At 64.3% G+C, this 13,234-nt stretch carries 10 protein-coding genes; 9 read left to right on the top strand and 1 reads right to left on the bottom strand.

What is annotated here, in order from left to right:
* The first annotated feature begins 61 nt into the window (after positions 1–61).
* Both ACX12F_RS29010 and ACX12F_RS29005 read left to right on the top strand, forming a co-directional pair.
* Entirely contained in the window at positions 62–430 is a 369-nt protein-coding gene (locus ACX12F_RS29010) for a winged helix-turn-helix transcriptional regulator (protein WP_459367661.1), read from the top strand.
* Between the two features lie 487 nt (positions 431–917).
* Positions 918–2,072, top strand: coding sequence for an MCE family protein (locus tag ACX12F_RS29005; protein WP_459370551.1), 1,155 nt, complete (start codon positions 918–920; stop codon positions 2,070–2,072).
* A 21-nt stretch (positions 2,073–2,093) separates the two neighbouring features.
* On the opposite strand, the gene ACX12F_RS29000 is transcribed toward ACX12F_RS29005, so the two are convergent.
* A complete protein-coding gene (locus tag ACX12F_RS29000; RefSeq protein ID WP_459367660.1) occupies positions 2,094–3,065 on the bottom strand; it encodes an IS481 family transposase in 972 nt (323 codons plus the stop codon).
* 367 nt (positions 3,066–3,432) lie between these two features.
* On the opposite strand from ACX12F_RS29000, the gene ACX12F_RS28995 reads away from it, so the two are divergent.
* From ACX12F_RS28995 to ACX12F_RS28965, 7 genes are all read left to right on the top strand, one after another.
* Positions 3,433–4,710: an MCE family protein gene (locus ACX12F_RS28995; protein WP_459367659.1), complete on the top strand. Its 1,278-nt coding sequence runs from the start codon at positions 3,433–3,435 to the stop codon at positions 4,708–4,710.
* A gap of 997 nt (positions 4,711–5,707) precedes the next feature.
* Positions 5,708–6,400 carry an MspA family porin gene (locus ACX12F_RS28990; protein ID WP_459367658.1) on the top strand — a complete coding sequence of 231 codons (693 nt, stop codon included), beginning with the start codon at positions 5,708–5,710 and terminating at the stop codon, positions 6,398–6,400.
* Positions 6,401–6,468: 68 nt separating this feature from the next.
* A complete protein-coding gene (locus tag ACX12F_RS28985) occupies positions 6,469–7,653 on the top strand; it encodes a hypothetical protein (protein WP_459370581.1) in 1,185 nt (394 codons plus the stop codon).
* A 61-nt stretch (positions 7,654–7,714) separates the two neighbouring features.
* The gene (locus ACX12F_RS28980) at positions 7,715–10,852 is read left to right on the top strand and encodes a hypothetical protein (RefSeq protein ID WP_459367657.1); all 3,138 of its coding nucleotides are present in this window, start codon (positions 7,715–7,717) and stop codon (positions 10,850–10,852) included.
* A 15-nt stretch (positions 10,853–10,867) separates the two neighbouring features.
* On the top strand, positions 10,868–11,875 hold the full coding sequence (locus ACX12F_RS28975) for a hypothetical protein (protein ID WP_459367656.1): 1,008 nt from the start codon (positions 10,868–10,870) through the stop codon (positions 11,873–11,875).
* Between the two features lie 34 nt (positions 11,876–11,909).
* Positions 11,910–12,242 carry a hypothetical protein gene (locus ACX12F_RS28970; RefSeq protein ID WP_459367655.1) on the top strand — a complete coding sequence of 111 codons (333 nt, stop codon included), beginning with the start codon at positions 11,910–11,912 and terminating at the stop codon, positions 12,240–12,242.
* A 49-nt stretch (positions 12,243–12,291) separates the two neighbouring features.
* Positions 12,292–13,212, top strand: a complete 921-nt coding sequence (locus ACX12F_RS28965; protein ID WP_459367654.1) for an SPFH domain-containing protein — start codon at positions 12,292–12,294, stop codon at positions 13,210–13,212.
* Positions 13,213–13,234 lie beyond the last annotated feature (22 nt).

Genomic DNA, 13,234 nt, shown 5'->3' with positions numbered 1-13,234 from the left:
GTCGTCACGATCACCGCTGAATCGCTCAGCTAACTGTGCTGGCGCGGTTCGCCGGGCCAGCTTGTTGTTACTGCGGGAGGCGTTCTACGGGGCGCATCGGTTCGAGGAGTTCTCGCGTCGGGCGCAGCTCAGCGAGAAGATCACCGCCACGCGGCTGCGGGAACTCGTGGACGAGGGCCTCCTGGAGAAGCGCGCGTACCACGAACCCGGTCAACGCCGCAGAGAGGATTACCATCTCACTGACAAGGGCGAGGACTTGCTGCCGGCGCTACTCGCCTTGATGCGCTGGGGTGACAGGTGGGTGCGTGCCGACGGCGGCCGGGTGCGGCTGTCGCACAAGGATTGCGGGGCGCCTATTGGTGTCGAGGTGCGTTGCGGCGCCGGGCATTCCGTGACCGCCGATGATATTCAAGCCGCTCGCCCCAGCTGATCACACCCCTGCTTTGGGAGCGATTCGTGTGGTCCGGAACTCTAGTGGCGTGGCGGTCGATGCCTGCCGGTAGCCGTGCGGGAGGCAGACGGCGGACCGACGGGCCAGCTGCCGCATGAGTATCAGTTGGGGTGTTGTCACCGACCGCCTGCTGTCGCACCCGCGCGGCTCGTCGATGTTCAGGCATATCGAGGCCATCAGCGCGCACGAGATTCCGCCGGCACAATGTGCGCGACGCGCGACACGTTAGTGGGGCCAACGTGAGCCCAAACACCGCCTAGGCGAAGAAGTGTCTCTCAGCCCCGATAACGGCGTTTAATGACAGGGCCGCTTGGCGCGTGCGAGCCAGCAAGGGGGTGCGATGGCCGGTTCCGACTCGGAGGAGGAAGGCCTCGACGGATTGCCACCGCCGCCGATCGCCCCGGGGCAGGTCCACGCCCCGTTGAACCCCGACCGAAGCCCGCCGTACCGCGCGGCAGCGGTGGGGATGGTGCTGGTCTTTGTGCTGGTGCTGGCACTGACGTGGGCCCAGTTCCGAGGCTATTTCGACACCAAAGCCACGCTGTATGTGGTGTACAACCGGTCCGGGTTGTCGATGGATGCAGGTTCCAAGGCCACCTACAACGGGGTGCCGATCGGTCGGTTGAAGGCCGCTGAGGCCCACATCGGGAATGACGGTCAGCCACAGGCCAAACTTGTTCTCAGTGTTGATCCGCAGTACCTGGACCTGCTGCCCAGCAATGTGGACGTCAAGCTGTTGGCCACCACGGCCTTCGGCAACAAGTACATCTCATTCACCTCGCCGGCGAACCCGTCGCCACAGCGCCTCAAAAGTGGGGACGTGATCAACGCCAGCGGCGTCACCACTGAGTTCAACACCCTGTTCGAGACCATCACCGCGATCTCCGCCCAGGTCGACCCCATCAAACTCAACCAGACGCTGACGGCGGCGGCTCAGGCTCTCGACGGGCTGGGTGACAAGTTCGGGCAGTCTTTGGTCGACGGCAACGAGATCCTGGGTGACGTCAACGCGCGGATGCCCACGCTGCGGCATGACATCAACGCCTTCGCCGACCTGGCCCAGGTGTACGCGAAGGCGTCGCCGGACCTGTGGGACGGCCTCAAGAATGCCGTCACCACCGAGCGCACCCTGAACGATCAGCGCGACACCTTGGACCGGGCGTTGATGGCCGCGGTCGGGTTCGGTAACACCGGTGGCGACATCCTCGAGCGCGGCGGCCCGTACCTGATCCGGGGCGCCCGGGACCTGCTGCCGACCTCGGCACTGCTGGATAAGTACAGCCCCGAACTGGACTGCACGATAAGGGAATACGCCACCGCTGACCCGAAGGCTGCCCGCGGCCTCGGTGGTAACGGTTACTCGCTGGCGATACACACCGAATTGGTCGGTGCCGCCAATGCCTACGTGTATCCGGACAACCTCCCCAGGATCAATGCCTCGGGTGGCCCGAACGGGCGGCCCGGTTGCTGGACGGTTACCAACGACATCTGGCCCGTTCCGTACACCGTGATCGATTCAGGTGCCTCCATCGCGCCGTACAACCACTTCGGCCTGGGTTCGCCATTTGCATCCGAATACGTCTGGGGTCGTCAAGACGGCGAGAACACCATCAACCCATGACTGGCGAAGGGCACAGATGCCCTAGCTGTTCTTCACAGGCAGGTTGTGAACGCGTAGGCGGTCGATGGGTGTCTTGCCTTTGATGCCGCTGTGGGGTCGATGGTGATTGTAGTGATGCAGCCAGTGGGGATAGGTCACGGCGCGTTCGTCCTCTGATAGGTAGGTGCGTGCGTACGCCCATTCGGTGGCCAGGGTCCGGTTGAATCGTTCGACCTTGCCGTTGGTTTGGGGACGGTACGGCCGGGTCTTCTTGTGGCTGATGCCATCGCCGAGCGCGGTAGCGAAAACCTTTGACCGATAGCATGATCCGTTATCGGTCAGCACCCGCTTAACAGTGATGCCGTAACCATTGAAGTAGGCGTTGGCCCGGACCCAGAAATCGGCGGCGGTCTGTTTGCGCTCATCGCCGAGGATCTCCGAGTACGCCAACCGCGAGTGGTCATCAACGGCATGGTGCAGGTAGGCGTAGCCGGCCCCGCTGCGGTTGCGCCGTCCGGCTTGGCGCCCGAGTTTGCGATGCCCACCGCCGTCGGGGATGCGACCGAGCTTTTTGATGTCGACGTGGACCAGGTCTCCGGGCGCGGGATGCTCGTAGCGGTGAGGTTTGGGTCGGCGCACGACCAACCCGGTGTTCTGGTCCAGATCACGCAGCAGCGGCATCCGGTAGCGGCGCAGGACCGCCTCCACAGTCGAGCGGGGCAGCCGTAGGTGCGCCGCGATGCGGTGCGGGCCCCAGCGACGGGTGAAGCGCACCTTGATGATCCGGCGCTCGCGACGCTGCGCCAGGCGCCGCGGGCTACGGTGCGGGCGGCTGGAGCGATCGGCCATCGCCTGCTTACCTCCAGCGCGGTAGCGATCGGCCCATTTCTTGGCCGTGGCCCTCGAACACTGGAATCGCTCGGCAGCACGAGCCAGCGGCCATCGGTCATCAACAACACACTGAGCCAGAGCCAAACGGCCACGCGGAGTCAGGAAGGCATTACGGTGAGACACGAGGACCTCTCGGTGATCGATGTGTGTGTGGTAACCACAGCGATACCGGAGGTCCTCACCTATTTCCGCTCACCACGCCGTTCACAACCTGTCCAAGAGTTACACCTAGCGGCCAGGCAGCAATGAACCGCAGATTCAATGAACGCCCCTGGTGTGTCACAACCGAGCGCGGCGCGTCGCTGCTCATGGAATCTCGAGGTCATCAGCGCGCAATAGATCTTCGCCAGACTTGGTCGACGTGACGGCTGACACGCCGGCCGGGGCCATGTGAGCCCGAACACCATGCAGGCGAACAAGTTTCGGCAAGCCCCCGATACAGCGTTTAATGACAGGGCGCGTGGCGCCAGCGAATCAGCAAGGAGGTGCGATGGCGAATCCCAATTCGACGGAAGACGTCGATGGGTTGCCACCACCGCCGATCGCCGAGGGGCAGGTCCACGCCCCGTTGAATCCCGACCGGAGTCCGCCGTACCGGGCGGCAGCGGTGGGGTTGGTGCTGTTCGTGGTGCTGGTGCTGGTGCTGACGTGGTTCCAGTTCCGAGGCTATTTCGACACCAAGGCTCAGCTGTATGTCATGTACAACCGGTCCGGGTTGTCGATGGATGCAGGTTCCAAGGTCACCTATAACGGGGTGCCGATCGGCCGGTTGAAGACCGCTGAGGCCCAGGCCGGCGATGATGGTCGCACACAAGCCAAACTCGTCCTCAGCGTTGATCCGCAGTATCTGGGTCTGTTGCCCGGCAATGTGGACGTGAAGCTGTTGGCCACCACGGCCTTTGGCAACAAGTACATCTCGTTCACCTCGCCGGCGAACCCGTCGGCCCGGCGCCTCAAAAGTGGTGACGTGATCAACGCCAGCGGCGTCACCACCGAGTTCAACACGTTGTTCGAGACCATCACGGCGATCTCCGAGCAGGTCGACCCCATCAAGCTGAACCAGACGCTGACGGCGGCCGCGCAGGCGCTCGACGGTCTGGGGGACAAGTTCGGTCAGTCGTTGGTCAACGGCAACGTCATCCTGGCCGACCTGAATCAGCGGATGCCGACCTTCTGGCACGACACCAAGGCGCTGGCCGACCTGACTGAGGTCTACGCGAAGGCGTCGCCGGATCTGTGGGACGGGCTCAAGAATGCCGTGACCACCGAGCGCACCCTGAATGATCAGCGCGGCAACATCGATCAGGCGCTGATGTCGGCGGTCGGGTTCGGCAACACTGGCGGTGGCATCCTCGAGCGCGGCGGCCCGTACCTGGTCCGCGGTGCGCAGGATCTGCTGCCGACCTCGGCACTGCTGGATAAGTACAGTCCTGAGCTCGACTGTTTGTTCCGCGGGTTCGCCGCCGGTGCGCCGGCCGCGGCCAAGGGCCTGGGCGGCAATGGTTACTCGCTGGCGATGAACATGGAACTGGTCGGCGCGGCCAACCAGTACGTCTACCCGGACAACCTCCCGCGGATCAACGCCTCCGGCGGTCCGATGGGCCGCCCGGGTTGCTGGACGGTCACCAAGGACGTCTGGCCTATGCCGTACATGGTGATGGACACTGGCGCGTCGATCGCGCCGTACAACCACTTCGGTCTCGGTTCGCCGTTCGCGTCCGAATACGTCTGGGGTCGTCAAGACGGGGAGAACACGATCAACCCATGACCCACGTGTCGCCCGACGGCACAGTGGGTTGTGGCTGAGTGGCCCAGTGGATCAGTACCACGGCCGGCTCGGTCAATGAGATGAGTCGGCGTAGGCAGCCGGTATCCGTGACCGGCCAGCGCGACCGTTACCTCGGTGTCGCGGTAGCACCCCGCTTGGGCGGATAGACAACGCCGAACGAGCGATCCAATTGTTGGGTGGACGCAGTGGAATCTGCCGATACTGTGCGATGTTCCGTTCGGACCATGCCGGGCCCTGAATATGATTGCGATGCAGGGACTTACGGGACTCTATGATGGCAAGGCCGAGCTTGCGGTGCAGATGCAATCTGCTGATGCCGGCCCACGGCCCTTCTATATGAGCTGAGGCCAGTCGAAGGCTGCGACGCGTCAACCGATTTCGGTGTGCTCCAAATCACCGTCGAGTGACGTTCGGTTGGGCATCGGTTCGCCGACTACATCTTGCATAACAGATCGGCGTGCTCCGCCGGCTGGCGGAGAAGCGGTGTGTGCAAGGGGGATTCACGGTTGTGATCGTGTTGTCGGCTTCCCGGCTGTGGGGGATTCGCGGTCATTGGCGGCGAACTGCTGCGGCTGTGGTGGCCGTTGCGGTGCTGATTGGCTGCGGGGTGTTTTGGCTGGCCAGCATCGATGGAACGCCAGATGGCTTGAGCCGACCGGTACAACGAGGGGTTGCCGGTCGGCTCGTTCAATTGCCGGCAGACCTGACTACTAACGCATTTCGCGGCGCAGAGGGGACGAGCGGTCGGCAAGCGGCGGCCGACGGTTCGGCGCGCGTGATCGAGCCTGCTGAAGTCGCTGTGTTAGCTGGAGGAGTGTAAGACTGCTCGTGTTGACCCGCGTCGATAAGTGTGGGAACGTTCGCGGCGTAGGCGAAATATGAAGGCAGCTGGGGGGCTTGGTCGGATTTCGCGGGGGAGGATCACTTCATGAATGTCAGTCGGGGGACTGCTCGGTCGCTATTTGGCGGCGCAACGATGTTCGCTGTCTTTGCAGCGTCATGTACGTTTGCGGCGCCGAGCGCAGTGGCTGATCCGCAGCCGATGCCCGATCGCTGGACCCAATTCGTCACCGATGACGGGTGGGTAGTGGATGTGAACACCACCAATGAGGTCATCGATCACATCGACAATCTGGCGGGCGCGTCTAACTCCTGGCAGGCCAGGGTCACGTTGCGCTCAGAGGCACGGATCACGGGTACGGGAGGCTCGCCGATCCAGGACGCGCAGCTGGAGTCGGGCTATTTCGTGGGGTGTCGTACCGACTCATCACCAGGTGTGGAGGTCGGTGTCGATGCGGGCATTGATCCGTATCAGCAGATCAACGGCCAGGTGTACGGCGGCGGTTTCGGTCAGGGCCAGGGTGGTGCCGGCGGTGGCGGCGGCGGTGGCGGTGGCTTCGCCGGTGCCTCAGCTGGTGCCACCCTCGGCGTGCAGGAGCATTTGGGTGGCCATATTCGGGTGCTGTTGAAACCTGGTGGGCTGGCGCAGGTTCCGATGGATCGCATCAGCCTGCGCAGCATGCATGCGGTGTCGAATCTGCGCGATCAGAACATCGAAGCTGATGGCTGCGGTGGCCAGGTGAAAATCCAGTCGTACACCACCATCCGGGTGCGCACCGACAACGGCAACGACACCCAGACCCTCTACGGCGAGCCGAAGGACTTGTGATCGTGGCACACACATTGCGTTCGGGGCACCAGCGTTCGGGACAGTCGTCGCGTGCCACTCGCCGACGGATGACAGTTGTCGCCGCGGCCTTCCTGATGATGAGCAGCGGTGGAGTCGTCAATGTCGCCGACACCGCCGGCGCAGACCCCGCGGCACCGGCGCCGCCACCCCCGATGCCGGTGCCGGTGCCGCGGCCCATGCCCGCCGATCCGGGACGGGTGAATCCGATTGGTGGCGCGCGGGTTTCCTCTACCACCCCGCAGGGGGAAACCGCGGGCATGGAACGGCCGCTGGCTGCGCAAGGTGAGCGCAGTGCGGTGACCGTGCCGATGTGGGCCAAAGACGGCATCTTCGTACCGACCGCCCACCCGAATCGGCAGCTGGCGATCCACCTACCCGGCGAGCTTGGCCTGGGCCCAGCCGCCTGGACCGCCGATGGTGGTGCGATCTACGGTTCCAATGACGTTGACTACCAGGTTGTTCCGTCTGCCGGCGGCGGCACAGACATCACCATCACGCGCAAGACCGTGTTCTCGGGCAGCACCTACCCGATCGGGGTGAAACTCCCCGGCGCGACGCATCTACGTCAAGGTGTCAACACCGTATTGGTGGAAACCGATGCGGCACCGGGTAATCCGGCTCGGGTGATCGGTACATTCAGCATCCCCACCGCCCTTGACGCCAACCACGTGGCGTTATCGGTCACCCCGACGTTGGGGCCGGGGTTCCCGCCCGGGCAATCCAACCTGACCATCGATCTGGGTCCGGCCAACATGTTCGCGTTCCCGGTGACCATCGCGCTGTCGTACCGGGCCTCCGACATCCCGACCACCGGCGCATTGTCTCCGGACTGGGCGGGTCTGCCACCGGGGACTCACACGCCGATTGAAGTGATCGCGAAGCCGGCGAACTACGTCATCGACCCCACCGGGGCCCATCGCCCCGATGGTGTCGACCCGGCACTGTATGCCCAGCGGCACTCCGGGAACTGCCAGGGCGGACCCAACCAATACGCCGCCGCCGACGGCCGGTCCGCCGACTTCCTTGCCTCCTGCCAAACCCAACAGCTTTGTCTAGCAGGAACTCCCGCAAGCACGAGTGTGGACTCCTGCAACGACCGCTTGTTGGCCAACATGTCTGCTCAATGCGTCGCCGTCTTCGGATCCACTGGAGATGAGTACAACGCCTGCATCCATACCGCATCCGACGAAGTCGCCTGGGTCAAAGCCAACATGGCCGGCGGACCCGAATGACCAAAACAGCCTCCAGCGCTGCAGCGTCCGCAAATTCCCTGCCGGGACGAAGGGCCAGAGCATGAGCCGCGCTATCACCAGTCCTGGCCGCGGCAATGGCGAATCGCGCACCGAGCCACTGCCGGCGGTTCCCGCGGCCCCAGCGCCGCTGACCGGATTTGGCGCCGGGGCCACCGGCGCAGCCCTTCTCGTCGGCGGCGTATGGGGCATGCATCTGCTTTCGCCACTGGGGAGAGGCGTCGCCCTGTCGCCGGGTGCGGTAGTGCTGCTGCTAGTAGCATTCACCGCCCTCGGCAAGGGCATCAGCCTGCTGCAGAAGGCATTGGCCCCGGTGACGACGGTGGCAGCGATGGCGGTGTCCGGCGTACCGGCAATGGTGCGCGCGATCGCCGCGATTGTGGCCGGTGCGGCGGGCATCTGGTGGGTGCTGCGCGGACATGCCGCCTTCTGCTGGGCCTTGACTACCGGCACCACCCAGAACTGGTCGTTGATCTTGGCGCTGGTGCAGGTCGCGCTGATCGCCGTAGCCGGAGCCATGCTGTTCGGCGGCGCGAAAAACCTTGCGGGACTGCTGGCGCCGGCGTCGGCCGCCCGCCACCGCAGCGATCGGTGGGTGTCGTGGTGGTCCTCGCGCCCGGGTCTGGGTGTGATGCTGCTGGGTGGCGCCACCGCCACTGTGGTGTTGTCCGCGTACATCGTGCCGCGGGTATCGGGCTGGCTGCTAGGCGATGACCTATGGGCCGCGCTCACCGCGATCGTTGTGGTCCTGACCGCCGGGTTGTTGGCCAACACCTGGTGGTGGGGCGCCCTGTCCGGGTGGTGGACATGGGCGCACCGCCCGCATACCCCCGGCGGCACCGCGACTCCGGTGGGCCAGATCCACGCGAGCGCGGCAGTGGTGGCGCTGCTGTGGTTCTCGGCCACCGCGTTCGGTCTGGCCGTCCCCGACTCGTACACCGGGCCCGGGGCGATGCCGCGCGCTCATGCGGATTGCCCACCGGACTGCGGCGGCAGCGCCGGGTCAGGCTCGTTCGGACCCGACCCCTCTCAGTTCCAGCCACCCCAAATGACCAGTCCCCCAGGGCAATACCAGGGTGGCGCGAATTCGGGATACCCCGGCCCCGATCAGGGAAACGGCATATCGATCTACAACCCGTCCACCGGTCAGACCGGCCCGTCGCAGGGCGGCTACTCGCCATACCCCGCGCAGGGACAGCCCGGCCCGCCGGCCAACGGTGTCCAGCCGCCTAATTACGACGCCCCGCGACAGCCTCAGGCACCTGCACCGCAACAGGGCGCAGCCAGCCCGCAGCAGGCGCCGCCGCTTCCTCAGCAAGCCCCGGCCCAGCAGGGCCCACCACAACCCGCCCAGCAACCGCAAGGCCAGGCCGGGCAACAGAATCAGGGCCCTCAGCAGCCAAACCAGTCCTCGGATCAGCAGCAACGTGTCGATGACCTGACCCGCCAACTCCACGATCAACAGCAGCGCTCTGGTCAGGATCGTCAGCGGATCGATGACCTGACCAAGCAGCTTCAACAGAACACACAGAACCAGAAGCAACAGCAGTCGCCGAAGTTCCCGTCGAAGGACAAGAAGAACGACAAGGACGACCAAAAGAACCGCGACGATCAGTCCGGGGACAGCGACCTGACGGCATTGCTGTTGGGTGCATCTTCGACGCGGCGCCGTAAGCAGGATGGGCAGGAAAAGGGCCCCGACACGGAGGCGCTGGGGCAGGACGCATCGCAAGCAGCGCAGGGCATTCCGGGTGATGTGCAAACGTATGTGCAGTCCGGGCAGCAGATCGGCGAATCGTCGGGTCAGGCCGCCCAAGGATTCGGGCAGGCGGGGCAGGCCGGTGCTTCGCTGGCTTCCTCGGCACAGTCAGGGGCGGTCAACCCGCAAGATGTGCAGAGCCTGATCCAGGGTGTGTCGCAAGGTGTTCAAGGCACCGCCGATGCGGTCAACTCCGGAGCCCAAATCGTGAGAACCGGGCAGAACGAAGCCGATGAGGTCGCCCAAGCGGTCGGGGATGCCAACCCGCAGCTCAAGCCTCAGATGGACAAGCTGACCCAACTCAACGATCAGGTATCCCAGGTCACCGACGGTGTCGGGCAGGGCGCGCAGCTCACCTCACAAGGCGCGGGAGCGGTCAACACCGTCTCCAGTCTCGGCGCGGGCGGAGCACCCGACATCGGTGGAACGGCCAGTGATGCGCCGTCACAGGCGCAGACGATAGAAAAGCAATCCGGCGACCTGCCTGCCGATGCGTCAGGAGCGGGACTTCCACCGGACCAGAACGAAATCCAGCAGCTGCTGGATCAGGCCATCGTCGATAGGCAGCAGCAGGCCCAATCGCTGCAGCACGCCTTCGATAATTCGGCTGCCCAGGCATACATGCAGGGGCCTGGCACCAGCGGGTTCGATTCGGCAACAGCACAAGCCGGGCAGCTTCGCGGACCGCTTGCCCAGCTCTACGGCGATATTGGTGCGTTGTCGCACTCTGCGGATTCCGTCGGCGGGCTGCAAGGCGGCCTGCAGGACGGGACGGGGACACTGTTCGACCCGTCGAACATGTTCCAGTACACCTTCAAAGACGGTGCGCTGACCAGCGTTAATTACCTTGACCCCGGACAGGTCCAAGCGACTCCCGAGCCGCTGCTCTCAGTGGTGATGACGATCGTTCCTGGCGGATGGGGTGCGGCCAGGGGCATTAGTGCGCTGCTGTCCCGCGGGGGCGGCGAAGCGGCCGCCAGCGTCACCACCGAGAATGTGCTCTCCCTCGCCAACACCGCGGCGACCACCCAAGCCTCCAGTGCCGCGGCGCGGCTCGCCGCGAACCAGGCCGCAGGCAACGCATTCCGCGACGGATTCGCTCAACAACTCGGCGGAGCAGCCAACAATATCCAAACCGAAGCGTACCGAAGCACCAGCCTGGGCGCCCGTTACATCGACGTACTCAACACCCGAACCTTGGTTGCTTTCGAAACGAAGGTGGGGCGTACGGCGTTTGGCAGCAGAATCCGGGCGCAGGTCGCCAAAGACGCCGAACTACTGACCACCGGGCAGGTCAAGAGTGTCACGTGGGTGTTTAAGCTTGCCAATCCGGCGCTGCCCGCGTCGGCCGCCAATGGTGGGCCGACCGCAAACTTATTGAACGCGTTGACGAAAGTCGGCATCGGCGTTCTCTACCGATAGATACGAGGGATTCTGATGGTGTATCGGATTGATTTCGACACGGCCCCCGATGTGGAGGCTGTGGTCGCTGAGCTGGCCGCGACGGCGGCTGCAGCGGGTGCGCATATGGTCCCCGCGTTCGAGGATCGAGCGGGTCGCTACCGCGTCGAGCCGTGGGACATCACGGTGGACATGGACTGGCAAGTGCACCTGTCCATCCCGACGCGCCCCGACGCCGACCCCGCGGCCGCGGTGCATCGGCTGTATCTGTTGGCCCGCGACCTGGACAGTCTCGGTTTGCGCGGCGTGGACCGCGAGCTGGGCACCCCGGTCAGCAGCATCACCGACCTTGATATCCCCGCGGCCGAATTCGCCGCACAAATCGAGAAAGCCAAATCCCCGGTCCCAGATGCTATGCCGCCAGCTAATACTGATCGGGTGCCGTGGCCGACCAACTGGGACAGCTACACCCCGTTCGAACGCATCGGCGGCCATCTACCGGGCAGGGACATTCCCAAACCTGAGGCGTTGGCACGGTTCGAGCAGATCACCAGCAGCATCGAGGCACGCATCGCCGAACTCGGCAAACTCACCCGCGCTCACGGATTCGAATTGGGCACGGGTCCGGACCGCGTCGACCAGCTCACCGCCTGGCTGATCGCCAGCCTCGAAGACGATGGCTACGGAAAACTGCGCCCTTACTGGGACTCGGTACTCGACGATGTGGCGATGTTCGTCGGCGACGCGCTGATCAAGCGCATCCCCTACCTGTCATGGACCATCCCTACCAAAGGCACACGCCGTTCCACGCCGCACTTCTACGACACCGTGGTAGGAGGGTTCAAAAACCTCTCGTTCACCACGACCGAAGACGTGTTCATGGACGTCCAGCCGGTCTGTGGCATCACGTCCGCGAATACCTATCGACCCCGCGACCATCAGAGGCTCGCCGAGCTGATCAACATGAAGGACGAACCGCTACCGAAATTCGTACCGTCACCGGAGCTACAGGAAGCCTTGAGCAGGCCCGACGACGAGGACTAACTTCGCCGCCGACGGTCTAACCGCAGGGATTCTGATGGTGTATCGGATTGATTTCGACATCGCCCCCGACTCGCAGGCCGTGGTCGCTGAACTGACCGCGACGGCGGCTGCAGCGGGTGCGCACATGACTCCCGCGTTCGAGGATCGCGCGGGGCGCTACCGCATCGAGCCGTGGGACATCACGGTGGACATGGACTGGCAGGTGCACCTGTCCATCCCGACGCGCCCCGGCGCTGACCCCGCGACTGCCGACTTACGTTTGGCAGCAACATCATTGAAGGCGGCATTCATCCGTTTGGCTGGTCCGCACTCGCAACCAGAAAACCACCACCGCGAGCTAACGTCGTCGTGGTACGCATTCAGGTGACTTGGCCGTGCCATCGTGGGCACGCGAAATCCCAGGGGAGGGTAAGAACGTGATCTCAACGATCTTCGTAGTGATATTGATGCTGGCTGGGGTTGGGGTATTGGTCGCCGTCCTGGTCACGTCCACTGACAAGAAACGCAGGGCCGCCGCGCTCGGCATCGCAATCATCTGCGCGGTCCTGAGCGCGGTGGTTCTCGTCGGCGCGTGCTATGACCGGGTAGACACGCGCAATGTTGGCATCATCACCCAGTTCGGCAAGCCGGTCGGTGAGCATGGGGCAGGCATTGTTTGGCACGCGCCCTGGCAGGACGTCAGCGAGATGTCCGAGGCGATCCAGTTGCAGACCTTCGAGGGCTCCAGCTTCGGCGATCATGGCACCGCGGTGCAGGTTCGGCTGAAGAACAACTCGACCGCCTATGTGGACGAGAATTTGAACTGGCGTCTCCGAGAAGGGCGGGCTCCCAGGCTGTTTCAGGACTACGGCGGGTCGTCGACCGATGTGTTCGCCAATATTGCGAAGAACCTCGTCGACCGTCAGGCGCAGGTGGCGCTGTCGGAAGCCTTTGCCACGTTCGATCCGTCCCAGTCGATGCAGGCCGCTGACTTGCCGGCGATGGCCGCACAGGTGAAGGCGGACCTGCAGGCCAAGGTGGGACAGGACATCGAGATTCTGGATGTCCGTATTCCACGCATCTTCTATGACGACCAGACGCAGCAGCGGTTCGACAGCCACAATCAGAAGGTGCAGGAGACTGCGAACGCGGCTCAGGATGTGCTGACCGCTCAGCAGCAAGCCCTGGCCAACAACGCGCTGGCTCAGTCGGTCGGAAACCCCATGGTGATCGTCGGCAGGTGCGTCGACGAACAAGTCAAGGCCGGCAAGGACCCCGCGGGATGCTGGGGTCCGCTGGGTGGCGCCGGCAGCGGCGAGCACCAGCCGCTGGTCACGGTTCCGTTGCCCGGCCACTGAGAGGAACGGTAGGTCGGATAGT

Source organism: Mycolicibacterium sp. HS_4_1, from assembly GCF_054515875.1.
Note: the sequence above shows the minus strand (reverse complement) of the source record. Positions and strands in the feature narration are given on the sequence as shown.